The 14,364-nt window shown below is 60.1% G+C and carries 11 protein-coding genes; 8 read left to right on the top strand and 3 right to left on the bottom strand.

Annotation, left to right across the window (positions count from 1 at the left end):
- Nucleotides 1-8 precede the first annotated feature (8 nt).
- From clpX to QRN46_RS06525, 4 genes are all read left to right on the top strand, one after another.
- Nucleotides 9-1,292: an ATP-dependent Clp protease ATP-binding subunit ClpX gene (gene clpX, locus QRN46_RS06540; RefSeq protein WP_007951558.1), complete on the top strand. Its 1,284-nt coding sequence runs from the start codon at nucleotides 9-11 to the stop codon at nucleotides 1,290-1,292.
- A gap of 163 nt (nucleotides 1,293-1,455) precedes the next feature.
- Nucleotides 1,456-3,852, top strand: a complete 2,397-nt coding sequence (gene lon / locus QRN46_RS06535; protein ID WP_108562775.1) for an endopeptidase La — start codon at nucleotides 1,456-1,458, stop codon at nucleotides 3,850-3,852.
- A gap of 148 nt (nucleotides 3,853-4,000) precedes the next feature.
- Complete coding sequence (locus QRN46_RS06530; protein WP_002552737.1) at nucleotides 4,001-4,273, top strand: HU family DNA-binding protein; 273 nt, start codon at nucleotides 4,001-4,003, stop codon at nucleotides 4,271-4,273.
- Between the two features lie 231 nt (nucleotides 4,274-4,504).
- Complete coding sequence (locus QRN46_RS06525; protein ID WP_201820045.1) at nucleotides 4,505-6,376, top strand: SurA N-terminal domain-containing protein; 1,872 nt, start codon at nucleotides 4,505-4,507, stop codon at nucleotides 6,374-6,376.
- A 60-nt stretch (nucleotides 6,377-6,436) separates the two neighbouring features.
- Here the strand turns inward: QRN46_RS06525 and QRN46_RS06520 are convergent, their stop codons facing one another.
- On the bottom strand, nucleotides 6,437-7,642 hold the full coding sequence (locus QRN46_RS06520) for an MFS transporter (protein ID WP_285354412.1): 1,206 nt from the start codon (nucleotides 7,640-7,642) through the stop codon (nucleotides 6,437-6,439).
- Nucleotides 7,643-7,764: 122 nt separating this feature from the next.
- Between QRN46_RS06520 and QRN46_RS06515 the strand changes: the two genes are divergently transcribed.
- The 3 genes from QRN46_RS06515 (at nucleotide 7,765) to QRN46_RS06505 (ending at nucleotide 9,931) form a co-directional block, all read left to right on the top strand.
- Nucleotides 7,765-8,664, top strand: a complete 900-nt coding sequence (locus tag QRN46_RS06515; protein WP_011335034.1) for a LysR family transcriptional regulator — start codon at nucleotides 7,765-7,767, stop codon at nucleotides 8,662-8,664.
- A gap of 93 nt (nucleotides 8,665-8,757) precedes the next feature.
- Nucleotides 8,758-9,615: a DUF2242 domain-containing protein gene (locus QRN46_RS06510; RefSeq protein ID WP_285354411.1), complete on the top strand. Its 858-nt coding sequence runs from the start codon at nucleotides 8,758-8,760 to the stop codon at nucleotides 9,613-9,615.
- A 127-nt stretch (nucleotides 9,616-9,742) separates the two neighbouring features.
- Nucleotides 9,743-9,931, top strand: coding sequence for a hypothetical protein (locus tag QRN46_RS06505; RefSeq protein WP_146615297.1), 189 nt, complete (start codon nucleotides 9,743-9,745; stop codon nucleotides 9,929-9,931).
- 4 nt (nucleotides 9,932-9,935) lie between these two features.
- Here the strand turns inward: QRN46_RS06505 and QRN46_RS06500 are convergent, their stop codons facing one another.
- Together QRN46_RS06500 and QRN46_RS06495 are read right to left on the bottom strand one after the other, a co-directional pair.
- Entirely contained in the window at nucleotides 9,936-10,976 is a 1,041-nt protein-coding gene (locus QRN46_RS06500; protein WP_041475354.1) for an AraC family transcriptional regulator, read from the bottom strand.
- Between the two features lie 3 nt (nucleotides 10,977-10,979).
- On the bottom strand, nucleotides 10,980-12,107 hold the full coding sequence (locus QRN46_RS06495; RefSeq protein WP_064380801.1) for a nitrilase-related carbon-nitrogen hydrolase: 1,128 nt from the start codon (nucleotides 12,105-12,107) through the stop codon (nucleotides 10,980-10,982).
- A gap of 205 nt (nucleotides 12,108-12,312) precedes the next feature.
- On the opposite strand from QRN46_RS06495, the gene QRN46_RS06490 reads away from it, so the two are divergent.
- Complete coding sequence (locus QRN46_RS06490; RefSeq protein WP_285354410.1) at nucleotides 12,313-14,352, top strand: NADPH-dependent 2,4-dienoyl-CoA reductase; 2,040 nt, start codon at nucleotides 12,313-12,315, stop codon at nucleotides 14,350-14,352.
- Nucleotides 14,353-14,364: the final 12 nt, after the last annotated feature.

Below are 14,364 nucleotides of genomic sequence, written 5' to 3'. Positions count from 1 at the left end.
TCGAACGAATGACTGACACCCGCAACGGCGAGGACAACGGCAAGCTGCTCTATTGCTCCTTCTGTGGCAAAAGCCAGCATGAAGTGCGCAAATTGATTGCCGGCCCCTCGGTCTTTATCTGCGACGAGTGCGTCGACCTGTGCAATGACATCATCCGCGAGGAGGTGCAGGAAGCACAGGCCGAAAGCAGCGCGCATAAATTGCCTTCGCCTAAAGAAATCAGCGGCATCCTTGATCAGTATGTAATTGGTCAGGAACGTGCCAAGAAGGTTCTGGCAGTAGCGGTGTACAACCACTACAAGCGTCTGAACCAGCGTGACAAAAAGGCTGACGACGTCGAACTCGGCAAGAGCAACATCCTGCTGATCGGCCCGACAGGCTCTGGTAAAACCCTGCTGGCCGAAACCCTGGCCCGTTTGCTGAACGTTCCGTTCACCATCGCCGACGCAACCACCCTCACCGAGGCGGGTTATGTGGGTGAAGACGTCGAGAACATCATTCAGAAGCTGCTGCAGAAGTGCGATTACGATGTAGAGAAAGCCCAGATGGGGATTGTCTATATCGACGAAATCGACAAGATTTCCCGCAAGTCCGACAACCCGTCGATCACCCGAGACGTTTCCGGTGAAGGCGTGCAGCAGGCCTTGCTCAAGCTGATCGAAGGCACGGTCGCTTCCGTTCCGCCGCAAGGTGGCCGCAAGCATCCGCAGCAGGAATTCCTTCAGGTTGATACCCGTAACATTCTGTTCATCTGCGGTGGCGCATTCTCCGGTTTGGAGAAGGTCATTCAGAACCGTTCCACCAAGGGTGGCATCGGTTTCAACGCAGAAGTGCGCAGCAAGGAAGAGGGCAAGAAAGTCGGTGAATCCCTGCGTGAAGTCGAGCCTGACGATCTGGTCAAGTTCGGTCTGATCCCGGAGTTCGTCGGTCGTCTGCCGGTTCTTGCGACGCTGGACGAGCTGGATGAGGCTGCTTTGATGCAGATTCTCACCGAGCCGAAAAATGCCCTGACCAAACAGTATGCCAAGCTGTTCGAGATGGAAGGCGTAGATCTGGAGTTCCGTTCCGACGCGCTGAAGTCGGTCGCCAAGCGTGCCCTGGAGCGTAAAACCGGTGCCCGTGGCCTGCGTTCGATTCTCGAAGGTGTACTGCTCGACACGATGTATGAAATCCCCTCGCAGTCCGAGGTGAGCAAAGTCGTGATCGATGAAAGTGTGATCGAAGGCAAGTCCAAGCCACTGTATATCTATGAAAACAGTGAGCCGGCTGCCAAGGCTGCGCCGGACGCGTAAGCGCCCGGGCTGCCGGAACAAGGAAGGGGCCTTCGGGCCTCTTTTTTTTTATGTCGTTTTTTACATCCGCTTTGCGCTTGTTTTTTTTCAAGTCAGCCCCCATCTTGGTTTCAAGTTTAATTCCATCTGATTACGGCCGTATGGCCGCCGTAGAGGCGAAATCATGAAGACCACCATCGAATTGCCTCTCCTGCCATTGCGTGATGTCGTTGTGTATCCGCACATGGTTATCCCGCTGTTCGTGGGGCGCGAGAAATCCATCGAAGCCCTCGAGGCTGCGATGACGGGCGACAAGCAGATCCTGCTGCTGGCCCAGAGAAACCCGGCTGACGACGATCCCGGTGAAGAAGCTCTCTATCGCGTAGGTACTATCGCCACTGTTCTGCAGTTGCTGAAGCTGCCGGACGGCACCGTCAAGGTTCTGGTCGAGGGCGAGCAGCGTGGTGCTGTCGAGCGCTTCAGCGAAGTTGATGGCCACTGCCGTGCTGAAGTGTCGCTGATCGACGAAGTCGACGCCGCCGAGCGCGAATCCGAAGTGTTCGTGCGCAGCCTGCTGTCGCAGTTCGAACAATATGTGCAGCTGGGCAAGAAAGTCCCGGCTGAAGTCCTGTCGTCGCTCAACAGCATCGACGAGCCTGGCCGCCTGGTAGACACCATGGCCGCGCACATGGCGCTGAAGATCGAGCAGAAGCAGGAAATCCTCGAGATCATCGATTTGTCGGCCCGGGTCGAGCACGTTCTGGCCCTGCTGGACGCCGAGATTGACCTGCTGCAAGTCGAAAAACGCATTCGTGGCCGCGTCAAAAAGCAAATGGAGCGCAGTCAGCGCGAGTACTACCTGAACGAGCAGATGAAGGCCATTCAGAAAGAACTCGGCGACAGCGACGAAGGCCACAACGAAATCGAAGACCTGAAAAAGCGCATCGACGCTGCCGGTCTGCCGAAAGATGCCCTGGCCAAGGCCACTGCCGAGCTGAACAAGCTCAAGCAAATGTCGCCGATGTCCGCCGAAGCCACCGTGGTGCGCTCGTACATCGACTGGCTGGTTCAAGTGCCGTGGAAGGCTCAGAGCAAGGTACGTCTGGACCTGGCCCGTGCCGAAGACATTCTCGACGCCGATCACTACGGCCTGGAAGAGGTCAAGGAACGCATCCTTGAATACCTCGCCGTGCAGAAACGCGTGAAAAAGATCCGTGGCCCGGTGTTGTGCCTGGTCGGTCCTCCAGGCGTGGGTAAAACCTCGCTGGCCGAGTCGATCGCCCATGCCACCAACCGCAAATTCGTGCGCATGGCCCTCGGTGGCGTGCGTGATGAAGCTGAAATCCGTGGTCACCGTCGGACTTACATCGGTTCGATGCCAGGAAGATTGATTCAAAAGATGACAAAAGTGGGTGTGCGCAACCCGCTGTTCCTGCTTGATGAAATCGACAAAATGGGCAGCGACATGCGTGGCGACCCGGCGTCGGCGTTGCTGGAAGTGCTCGATCCTGAGCAGAACCACAACTTCAACGACCACTATCTGGAAGTCGATTACGACCTTTCGGATGTGATGTTCCTGTGCACCTCGAACTCGATGAACATTCCGCCGGCGCTGCTGGACCGGATGGAAGTCATCCGTCTGCCGGGCTACACCGAAGACGAGAAGATCAACATTGCGGTCAAGTACCTGTCGCCGAAGCAGATTGCAGCCAACGGCCTGAAGAAGGGCGAGCTGGAATTCGACGAAGAAGCGATCCGCGACATCATCCGTTACTACACCCGCGAAGCCGGTGTGCGTGGCCTCGAGCGGCAGATTGCCAAGGTCTGCCGCAAGGCGGTCAAAGAGCACGCGCTGGAAAAACGCTTCTCGGTAAAAGTGACAGCTGATCTGCTGGAGCATTTCCTCGGTGTTCGCAAGTTCCGCTACGGTCTGGCCGAGCAACAGGATCAGATCGGTCAAGTGACCGGCCTGGCCTGGACTCAGGTGGGCGGCGAACTGCTGACCATCGAAGCCGCCGTGGTGCCGGGTAAAGGTCAACTGATCAAGACCGGTTCGCTGGGTGACGTAATGGTCGAATCGATCACTGCGGCCCTGACCGTGGTGCGTAGCCGTGCCAAGAGCCTGGGCATTCCCCTGGACTTTCACGAGAAGCGTGACACCCACATTCACATGCCGGAAGGCGCGACGCCAAAAGACGGCCCGAGCGCTGGTGTAGGCATGTGTACTGCGCTGGTGTCGGCGTTGACCGGTATTCCTGTGCGTGCCGATGTCGCCATGACCGGCGAGATCACCCTGCGTGGTCAAGTTCTCGCCATTGGTGGTCTGAAGGAAAAACTGCTGGCCGCTCACCGTGGCGGAATCAAGATCGTGATTATTCCGGAAGAGAACGTGCGTGATCTGAAGGAGATTCCTGACAATATCAAGCAGGATCTGCAGATCAAACCGGTTAAATGGATTGACGAGGTCCTGCAAATTGCGCTGCAATACGCGCCGGAGCCCTTGCCGGATGTGGCTCCGGAGATAGTTGCCAAGGACGAAAAACGTGAGTCTGACTCTAAGGAAAGAATTAGCACGCATTAATACGCTTTTGCCTGGGGGGCTTCCTTGACAGCTTTTTAGAGCCCTTGTTATAAAGCGGCTCTTAAGTGTCTGTAGGCCATTCAGCACTCGTTTTTGCTTTCACCAAAAAACTTAGAATCATACTCAAATAGATATAAGGGGACTTAGAGTGAACAAGTCGGAACTGATTGATGCTATCGCTGCATCCGCTGATATCCCGAAAGCTGCTGCTGGCCGTGCGCTGGACGCTGTAATCGAATCCGTCACTGGCGCTCTCAAGGCCGGCGACTCCGTTGTTCTGGTTGGTTTCGGTACTTTCTCCGTGACTGATCGTCCAGCTCGCATCGGTCGTAACCCACAGACCGGCAAGACTCTGGAAATCGCGGCAGCCAAAAAGCCAGGTTTCAAAGCCGGTAAAGCCCTGAAAGAAGCCGTCAACTAAGTTTGATTCAGGATTTTACCCATCCGGGTCGGGGTCATGCCTGACTTGGCAGCGGAGCGGTAGAGCAGGTAGTTGAAACAGTTGCCTGTCACACCGGGATCGAGGGTTCGAGCCCTGTCCGCTCCGCCAGTTACGAGAAGGCGCATCCTCGGATGCGCCTTTCTTCTATCCGGATTCTACCCACGCTCCACGGTTGCCAAATTTTGAAGTTCAACCGTTTCTGGGGGACGCATGCTGCAGAATATCAGGGACAATTCACAAGGCTGGATTGCCAAGACCATTATCGGAGTCATCGTTGCACTGATGGCTCTGACCGGTTTCGACGCCATTTTCCAGGCCACGACTCACAAGAATGAGGCGGCCAAGGTCAACGGTGAAGAAATCAGCCAGAACGAGCTGAGCCAGGCGGTGGATATGCAACGCCGTCAGCTGATGCAACAACTGGGCAAGGACTTCGACGCTTCCTTGCTGGACGAAAAAATGCTGCGCGAATCGGCCCTCAAGGGTCTGATCGATCGCAAGCTGCTGCTGCAAGGCGCAGAACAATCGAAATTCGCTTTCTCCGAAGCGGCCCTGGACCAAGTGATCCTGCAGACGCCTGAATTCCAGGTCGACGGCAAGTTCAGCTCCGACCGTTTCGATCAGGTGATCCGTCAACTGGGCTACAGCCGCATGCAGTTCCGCCAGATGCTGGCTCAGGAAATGCTGATCGGCCAACTGCGCGCCGGTGTGGCGGGCAGCGGTTTCGTGACCGACGCTCAGGTGCTGGCCTTCGCCCGTCTGGAAAAACAGACCCGCGACTTCGCCACGCTGAACATCAAGGCTGACCCTTCGGCCGTGAAGCTGACCGATGACGAGGTCAAGGCTTACTACGACGAGCACGCCAAGGAGTTCATGACCCCGGATCAAGTGGTCATCGATTACCTGGAATTGAAGAAGTCTTCGTTCTTCGATCAGGTCGCCGTCAAGGACGAAGACCTGCAGGCGGCGTATCAGAAAGAGATCGCCAACCTGTCGGAACAGCGTCGTGCGGCGCACATTCTGATCGAAGTCAACGACAAGACCACCGAGGCCCAGGCCAAGGCGAAGATCGAAGAAGTCCAGGCGCGTCTGGCCAAGGGCGAGAAATTCGAAGCGCTGGCCAAGGAGTTCTCGCAGGATCCGGGTTCGGCCAACAACGGCGGTGACCTCGGTTATGCCGGTCCTGGCGTTTACGATCCAGCCTTTGAGAAAGCCCTGTATTCGCTGAACAAGGATCAGGTTTCCGAGCCGGTTCGCACCGACTTCGGTTTCCATCTGATCAAGCTGCTGGGTGTCGAGGCGCCTGAAGTGCCGACGCTGGCCAGCCTGAAAGACAAGCTGACCCGCGAGCTGAAAACCCAGCAAGTCGAGCAGCGTTTCGTCGAGGCGACCAAGCAACTGGAAGACTCTTCGTTCGAAGCATCCGACCTGGCCCAGCCAGCGCAAGACCTGAAACTGACCGTACACACCTCCAAGCCGTTCGGCCGTGAAGGTGGCGAAGGCGTTGCAGCCAACCGTGCTGTAGTGACTGCCGCGTTCAGCACCGAAGTGCTGGAAGAGGGGGCCAACAGCACCGCCATCGAGCTGGATCCGGAAACCGTGATCGTGCTGCGCGCCAAGGAGCACCTCAAGCCTGCTCAATTGCCGCTGGAAAGCGTGGCTGCTGCCATTCGCACCCAGTTGACCAAAGAGCACGCCAGCGCGGCGGCCAAGACCCACGCCGAACAACTGATCGCCAGTCTGCGTGATGGCAAGACGCCGCTGGACAAGGCGGTGGACGGTCAGAGCTGGAAAGTCACCGAAGCGGCGAACCGCGCTCAGGAAGGCGTTGATCCGGCGGTGCTGCAAGCGTTGTTCCGCATGCCGAAACCGGCCGCCAAGGACAAGCCGACCTTCACCAGCGTGACGCTGGCGGATGGCAGCCTGACCGTCGTGCGCCTGAACGGCGTGAACGAAGCGGCGGCTCCGACCGATGAAGAGAAAGCGCAATACCGTCGCTTCCTCGCATCGCGTGTGGGCCAGCAAGACTTCGCGGCGTACCGCAAGCAGCTGGAAGCCGAAGCCGACATCAAGCGTTTCTGATGCCTGGCTGAGCCGTATGGCCCGAGCCCCGGATGAAAATCCGGGGCTTTTTTATGCGCGCTATCCGGCGTTCGGGAAGCCGTGGCTCCGGGCATTGACGGTCGTATACAGGGTCAACAGCAACAGACCCGCGACAATCCACGGGTAACTCCCGACGCCCGGGTTGTTCAGTAGCAGGCCTCCCGCAAGCCCGCCGCCGGCAATGCCGACATTCCACAGGGTCACCAGCATCGATTGCGCGGTATCGGCAGCCTCGCTGGCAGTTTTCGCCAGGGCCGTCTGCAACAGCGAGGGCATCGCGCCGAATGCCAAGCCCCAGACGGCGGTAGCGGTGTAGACCACGCCCGGCGATTCGCGCCATAGCCCCAGTGCGATCGCCGACAGCAGGAACAACAGGGCGCTGGCCAGTACCAGCTGACGCAGACAGCGATCAATCAGGCTGCCGACGATCCACAGGTTCAGTACCGACGCCAGGCCAAACACTAACAACACCCGGTCGATTTCAGCGCCAAGTCCCGATGGCTCCAGAAATGGCGCGATGTAGGTGTACAGAAGGTTGTGCGCGACGACGTAGGAAAGGGTCACGAACAGCACGGAACGCACACCCGGCAAGGTAAACACCTGACGCAGTGGCAGGCGTTTTCCCGCGCGTTCCCCGGGGAAATCCGGCACTTGCCAGCGCACCCAGATCACCAGCAGCACGGTCAGCCCGGTCATGATCGCGAAGCTCAGACGCCAGCCGGCTGCCGTGCCCAGCAACGTCCCGGCGGGAATGCCCAGCGACAGCGCAAGCGGCGCGCCGAGCATGGCCACCGTAATGGCCCGGCCTTGCAAGTGGGGTGCGACCATCCGGCTCGCGTACCCCGCCAGCAAAGCCCAGAGCAGCCCGGCGAATACGCCTGCGATCAAGCGTGCAATCAGGGTCAGCCAGTACAGTTCCGACAGTGCAGTGATGCTGTTGGCAATGGCAAACCCACCAATGGCCGACAGCAGCAGCGGGCGTCGGCGCCAGCCTCGGGTGGCAATGGTGAGAGGAATCGCTGCCAGCATCGAACCGATGGCGTATAGCGTGACCAGTTGCCCGATCAGCGCCTGAGAGACATCAAGCCCCGCGCTCATCTGTGGCAGCAGGCCGGCGGGCATTGCCTCGGTCAGCACGGTGATGAACCCGGCGGTGGCCAGTGCAAGCAATGCACCCAGCGGTAATCGTTCCGCGGGCTCGACTGTGCCAGCGAGCGTGGGGGAAGTGAGTGACGCATCGTTCATGGGCGGATTTCCATTTTGCCAAAGGAGACGAAGGCCATAGGGTAGGGCGCTGCACATTCGGGAAAAACAGGTTAGGGTTCCGAACATCTCGGACAAGAATGTCGTGAATCAGGGAGGGATGAATGGACAGCCTGGGCAGTATTTCGGTGTTCGTGCAGGTGGCGGAAACCCGCAGTTTTACTGAGACCGGCCGCTTGCAGGGCGTGTCCTCGTCGGCGGTTGGCAAAAGCATCGCCCGCCTGGAAGCACGACTCAATGTGCGCTTGTTTCACCGCACCACCCGCAGCATCACGCTGACCAGCGAAGGCACGCTGTTTCTGGAGCGTTGCCGCAAGATTCTTGCTGAGGTCGAAGCAGCCGAATTCGAGTTGTGCGATGCGGCAGCGGCGCCTCACGGCAATTTGCGGGTCAGCCTGCCGCAGGTACATGACCTGGTGATGCCGGTCATGAACGAGTTCATGGCGTTGTACCCGCAGATCGAACTGGATCTGGACCTGACCGACCGCATGGTCGATGTGGTTGAAGAAGGTTTCGATGCGGTGATTCGGACGGGTAAACCGCGAGATTCGCGACTGATGGCACGACCGTTGGGCGAGTTTCATATGGTGTTGGTGGCCAGCCCCGCGTACCTGCGCGAGCGCGGCGAACCGCTGACCCCGGCCGATCTGGCGGAGCACGCCTGCCTGCGCCATACGTTTCACGCCACCGGCAAACTGGAGTCCTGGCCGTTCAATCGCGAAGAGGGCGCTCCCGAGCCGACCTTGCCGACACGCCTGGTCAGTACGTCGATCGAAGCCGTGCGGCATGCAGCGCTGGCGGGCATGGGCATCGCTTGTCTGCCGGACTTCATGATCTTCGAGGCGCAGCAGCAGGGTCGCCTGCAGCGCGTGCTCGATGAGCATCTGGAGCACGTCGGGCAGTTCTGGGTCCTGTGGCCATCAAGCCGGCATGCAACCGCCAAATTGCGCGTGTTCATCGATCATTTATCGGCGCGACTTTTTCCTGTCGCCCATGACCGGTAGAGTTGTAACTGTTTTAAGACACTAATCCATACGCCGCGGGGCAGCGATCTGTTGCACAATACGCCCCGGATCGTTTTCCCCTCAGGATGTTTAATGTTGAATTCTATTCCCGTGCGTTTCATCGGGTTGGCGTTGTTGCTGACCGCCGCTGCCGGCTGCTCCAAGGACAAGCCTATCTACGAGCATGAGAATTTCGACGACTCCGGCACCTTTTCGCGCAATTACCCGGTGACCGACACCGCCAGTTGCGAAGCGGCCCGCCGAGCGTTACTCAGCCAGGGCTACATCATTACCAGCAATGACCCGAAACTGGTCAGCGGGCACAAGAGCTTCCAGCAGACCGGCGAAACCCACCTGGAGATCAGCTTCAACGTGGTGTGCGCCGATGATGGCAGCGCCGGCCATCACGCCACCGTGTTCGCCAACGCCTTGCAGGACCGCTACGCGCTGAAGAAGACCAACAACTCGGCCAGTCTGGGTGTCGGCGTATTGGGTTCGGTGTCGATGCCGATCGGCTCGTCTGACGATTCGATGGTGAAAGTGGCCAGTGAAACCGTGTCGTCGCAGAAGTTCTACGAGCGTTTCTTCACCCTGGTCGAGTTGTTCCTGCCGGCCGACGCGAAGAAAGCCGCGCATATCACCGAAAAGCCCAAGACTGACCTGGGTGTGCCGGAAGCCAAGGCAACGCCGGCTCCTCTGGCTCCAGCCCCAGTGGCTGAACCGACCCCAGCGCCGGCCGCCGAGCCCGCTGCGGTACCGGCGCCAGCGCCTGCAGAAGCGGCCCCGGTCAGTTCCGAGCCGGTAGCACCGCCTGCCGAAGCCGCGCCGATCACCCCGGCACCGGTTGCCGAGCCTGCGCCCGCGACGGAAACCATCACGCCGCCGGCCAACCCGACGGACATGCCGCCACCCTCCGAGCCGATTCCGGCCATGCCTGCCTCCGGGCAGTAAACTTCACGCCACGCCTCCGGCTCCTGTCGGACGCGTGGCGTTTTGTTGTCTCCCTTGAGCTTCTTCCTGCCAGCCCCGTCGAAAAATATCCCGCGATAAATCCCTGACCGCCTGCTACGTTTATTTCATGAAGGACGCGTTTCATTTTTCCTTCACACGGGCACTTTATGCTCGAGGCGCTGGTCATTTGTTCCAGGCCATTTCAAGCAAGCGTCAGGGGGATTACGCAATGGATGACTATCAAGAAGAACTGCTGGAATTCCAGGCCTTTGAGCTGGATTCACCAGAGCCTGCGGAAGACGCCACCGAGCTGTGAGGCGTCAGCCTGTCTTGCGGTGACTGCGGCGAAACTCGCCCGGTGTCTGGCCGTTCCAGCGCTTGAAGGCGCGCTGGAAAGCTTCTGCCGAGGCAAAGCCCAGCAGGTAGGCGATCTCACCGAATGCCAGTTCGGTGTCGCGGATGTAGGTCATCGCCAGATCACGGCGCGTGTCATTGAGGATCGCGCGAAACTGCGTGCCTTCCTCGGCCAGCTTTCGCCGTAACGTCCAGGTTGGCAGCTTCAGGCGTGCCGCCACTTCCTCCAGGTCGGGTTCCCGGCCACCATTGAGCAACGGCCCGAGCAATTGCGTGATGCGTTCGCGCAGGCTGCGGGTGCGGGTCAATTGCTCGAGTTCCCGTTCACACAGACCGAGCAAATGTTTCCAGGTGCTGGGGCAATGCTCCGGATTGCGTTGGCCCAGGCTGGTGAGGCTCAGGCGCAGTTGATTGTGTTCGGCGCCGAACTGGATCGGGCATTCGCCAAGCACCGCATAAGCGTCGCGATAATCCGGGTTGTCGAACTCGATCTCGATCCGCTCGGCGCGCAAGGGTTCGGGGCTGACGCTGGACAACTGATGCAGCCACCCGGCAATGATCGAATCCACCACAAACCGGTTGTAAGCGTTGTACGGGCTGATCGAATAGAAGCGCAGCCACGCACCGCTGGCGTCTTCGTGGAAACTCGACTGGCCGCGATAGTTGGAACCGTACAACGGTTCGAAACGAGTCAGGCAGCGAGCGGCTTCGCGCACGGTCGGGGCCTGCGCGGCGGTCACACCGGCCAGCCCGGCCTGACTCAATCGGCTGAGTCCGCCCATGCGCAAACCCAATGCCGGATCGCCGGTCAGCTGGATCGCGCCATGCCCCAGGCGCATGTAGCGCGGGATCGACAGACGCGCCCCGGCTTCGGCCAGCCGTGCGGCATCCAGGCCGTACTGTTCGAGCAATGGCAGCGGATCGACGTCATGGCTGCGTACGGCATCGGCCAGGCTGTGAACAAAGCCCACCGACAGATCCCCGAGACGCATCGGCTGCGGCTTCACGGGTTACAACCAGAGGTTCAGCAGGCGCGCGCCACGGGCTTCGCTGTCGGCGAATTGCTGGCCGTTGCTGCTGAGGAAGCTTTGCCCGGCGCTCGGCTTGTCCCAGAACTGCCCGCGCAGAAACACACTCATACCGGCCTGCGCCTTGCTGGCCGGCGGTTGCGCGGTCAGGGTCAGTTGGTGCCAGGCCTGGCCTACACTGACTGCTCCTGGTTTCAGGCTGACCGAGTCCGGCACGCTCGAGCCTTTGTAACCCTTCCAGGGTTGATCCCACACCCCATGACCGACGACAAACGCGGGCACCGCGATCAGCTGCGCGCCTTGCTCGTCGAGTTTGCGGTAGTTGTCCGGGTACCAGCTGTCGTTGCCGATCAACACGCCGAGGCGTCCGGCCGGGGTGTCGATCACATTGATCCGCGACGCTTCGCGGGTGCCGGAGTCATCCTGATCGAAGACCGGACGCATCTGCCGCTGCGGCTGGCCGAGCGGGGCACCGTCGCGACCGAACACCACCGTGCTGTTGTACAGCGCGCCACTGCCGGCCTTGAGCCGGCCGTCGGTGATGTTCGGTTCGGGTAACACGATCGTGCCGGCCACCAGAGTGACGTGAAACTCCTTGGCCAAACCACCGAACAGCGCCTGATAATCCTTGGCCATGTCCCGGGACTTCATGCGCAGGTGTGCGTCATCCAGACGGCTGCTGCCCTTGGCGGTGAGCCAGGCGCGAGCAAACTGCACCGGGTTGCTCGCTGCCAGCCAGTTCATCGCTTCGGCGAGGGTGGCGGCCTGGTACAGCTCGTCTTTTTCGCCGCTGATCATCAGCCAGGTGCCGACATGCTCCGGCAGGATGACCACGGTTTTTTCATTCAATAGCCCCTGATCCTGCGCCTGCTGCAAATAGGCGGCGAGCTTGCGGTGCAGGCGTTCGGGGCTTTGGTAGTCGGTGGGGAACAGCTCGGGCTGGATGCCCAGCAGGTTGCCACGGTCGGCGGGCGTGCCCTGATCGACCGCGAGTTTGATCCGCAGGTCCGACAGGTAATGACCGGCCGGACGGTCAGCCGCCCACATGGCGTAGAAGGTGAGTGCGGCGATGAGCGCCATGGAAAAAGTCAGGTACAGAAGTTTGCGCATGAAATCCAACAACAACCGGGTGCAGGGTGTGTGGACAGGGTAGGGCGCCAGCCCCGGCTTGCCAAGGGGTGCTGCGCATTTGGATCAATAACTTGTCAGTTACGGTCATTGAGTGACAGCGAGGCGACTCCTAATCTGTCGAGCATGACTGACGGGGGACGCAGAGCTCCCGCATTTTCCGTGATCGCTCGCTGTGGAGTTAACGATGACCGCCACTCAATACCCGCACCTGTTGGCCCCGCTGGACCTGGGATTCACCACGTTGCGCAACCGCACCCTCATGGGCTCGATGCACACTGGCCTTGAAGAGAAACCGGGCGGTTTCGAACGCATGGCGGCGTATTTCGCCGAGCGTGCCCGTGGCGGCGTTGGCCTGATGGTCACCGGCGGTATCGGTCCGAATGACGAGGGCGGTGTGTATTCCGGCGCGGCCAAGCTGACCACCGAGGAAGAAGCGCTCCAACACCGCATCGTCACGCGCGCCGTGCACGAGGCGGGCGGCAAGATCTGCATGCAGATCCTCCACGCCGGCCGTTATGCCTACAGTCCGAAACAGGTCGCGCCGAGCGCCATTCAGGCGCCGATCAACCCGTTCAAGCCCAAAGAGCTGGACGAGGAAGGCATCGAGAAGCAGATCCGCGATTTCGTCACCTGCTCGGTACTGGCCCAGACCGCCGAGTACGACGGCGTGGAAATCATGGGCTCGGAAGGTTATTTCATTAACCAGTTCCTCGCCGCTCACACCAACCACCGCACCGACCGTTGGGGCGGCAGCTACGAAAACCGCATGCGCCTGCCGGTGGAGATCGTTCGCCGGGTGCGTGAAGCGGTGGGCCCGAACTTCATCATCATCTTCCGTCTGTCGATGCTCGATCTGGTGGAAGGTGGCAGCACCTGGGAAGAAATCGTCACCCTGGCCAAAGCCATCGAGCAGGCCGGCGCGACCCTCATCAACACCGGCATCGGCTGGCACGAAGCGCGGATCCCGACCATCGCCACCAAAGTGCCGCGTGCGGCGTTCAGCAAGGTCACGGCCAAGCTGCGCGGTTCGGTGAATATTCCGCTGATCACCACCAACCGCATCAACACCCCGGAAATCGCCGAGCAGATCCTCGCTGAAGGCGATGCCGACATGGTCTCGATGGCGCGGCCATTCCTCGCCGACCCGGACTTCGTCAACAAGGCTGCTGAAGGTCGCGCCGACGAAATCAATACCTGCATCGGCTGCAACCAGGCCTGCCTCGATCACACCTTTGGCGGCAAGCTCACCAGCTGCCTGGTCAACCCGCGTGCCTGCCACGAGACGGAACTTAATTACCTGCCGGTCAAGCAGATCAAGAAAATCGCCGTGGTCGGTGCCGGTCCTGCCGGTCTGTCCGCCGCCACCGTGGCCGCCGAGCGCGGGCATCAGGTGACCTTGTTCGATTCGGCCAGCGAGATCGGTGGCCAGTTCAATGTCGCCAAACGTGTGCCGGGCAAGGAAGAGTTCTACGAAACCCTGCGTTACTTCAAACGCAAGTTGCAGACCACCAACGTTGAGGTGTGCCTGAACACCCGCGTCGATGTGGCAAAACTGGTCGAGGGCGGTTACGACGAAGTCATCCTCGCGACCGGCATTGCGCCGCGTCTGCCGGCGATTCCGGGTGTCGAGAACGCCAAAGTGCTGAGCTATCTGGATGTGCTGCTCGAGCGCAAACCAGTGGGCAAGCGTGTGGCGGTGATCGGCGCCGGCGGTATCGGTTTCGACGTGTCGGAATTCCTCGTCCATGAAGGCGTGGCCACCAGTCAGGATCGCGCTGCGTTCTGGAAAGAGTGGGGGATCGACACGAATCTGGAAGCCCGTGGTGGCGTGGCCGGGATCAAAGCTGCACCGCACGCACCAGCGCGCGACGTGTTCCTGCTGCAACGCAAGAAATCCAAGGTCGGCGACGGCTTGGGCAAGACCACCGGCTGGATTCACCGCACCGGTTTGAAGAACAAGCAGGTGCAGATGCTCAACAGCGTCGAATACCTGAAGATCGACGACGAAGGCCTGCACATCCGCATCGGCGAAACCGGCGAACCGCAAGTGCTGCCGGTGGACAACATCGTCATTTGCGCCGGCCAGGATCCGCTGCGCGAGCTGCACGACGGTCTGGTCGAAGCCGGGCAGAACGTGCACCTGATCGGCGGCGCCGATGTGGCGGCCGAGCTGGATGCCAAACGTGCGATCAATCAGGGTTCGCGTCTGGCCGCCGAGCTCTGATCCACCCTAGAA

Source organism: Pseudomonas sp. lyk4-R2A-10 (assembly GCF_030209075.1).
Lineage (GTDB): Bacteria > Pseudomonadota > Gammaproteobacteria > Pseudomonadales > Pseudomonadaceae > Aquipseudomonas > Aquipseudomonas glycinae.
Note: the sequence above shows the minus strand (reverse complement) of the source record. Positions and strands in the feature narration are given on the sequence as shown.

Coding starts and splice junctions, on each gene's coding strand:
- clpX (WP_007951558.1), top strand. CDS start 9: ATGACTGACACCCGCAACGGCGAGGACAACGGCAAGCTGCTCTATTGC.
- lon (WP_108562775.1), top strand. CDS start 1,456: ATGAAGACCACCATCGAATTGCCTCTCCTGCCATTGCGTGATGTCGTT.
- QRN46_RS06525 (WP_201820045.1), top strand. CDS start 4,505: ATGCTGCAGAATATCAGGGACAATTCACAAGGCTGGATTGCCAAGACC.
- QRN46_RS06520 (WP_285354412.1), bottom strand. CDS start 7,642: ATGAACGATGCGTCACTCACTTCCCCCACGCTCGCTGGCACAGTCGAG.
- QRN46_RS06515 (WP_011335034.1), top strand. CDS start 7,765: ATGGACAGCCTGGGCAGTATTTCGGTGTTCGTGCAGGTGGCGGAAACC.
- QRN46_RS06510 (WP_285354411.1), top strand. CDS start 8,758: ATGTTGAATTCTATTCCCGTGCGTTTCATCGGGTTGGCGTTGTTGCTG.
- QRN46_RS06505 (WP_146615297.1), top strand. CDS start 9,743: ATGAAGGACGCGTTTCATTTTTCCTTCACACGGGCACTTTATGCTCGA.
- QRN46_RS06495 (WP_064380801.1), bottom strand. CDS start 12,107: ATGCGCAAACTTCTGTACCTGACTTTTTCCATGGCGCTCATCGCCGCA.
- QRN46_RS06490 (WP_285354410.1), top strand. CDS start 12,313: ATGACCGCCACTCAATACCCGCACCTGTTGGCCCCGCTGGACCTGGGA.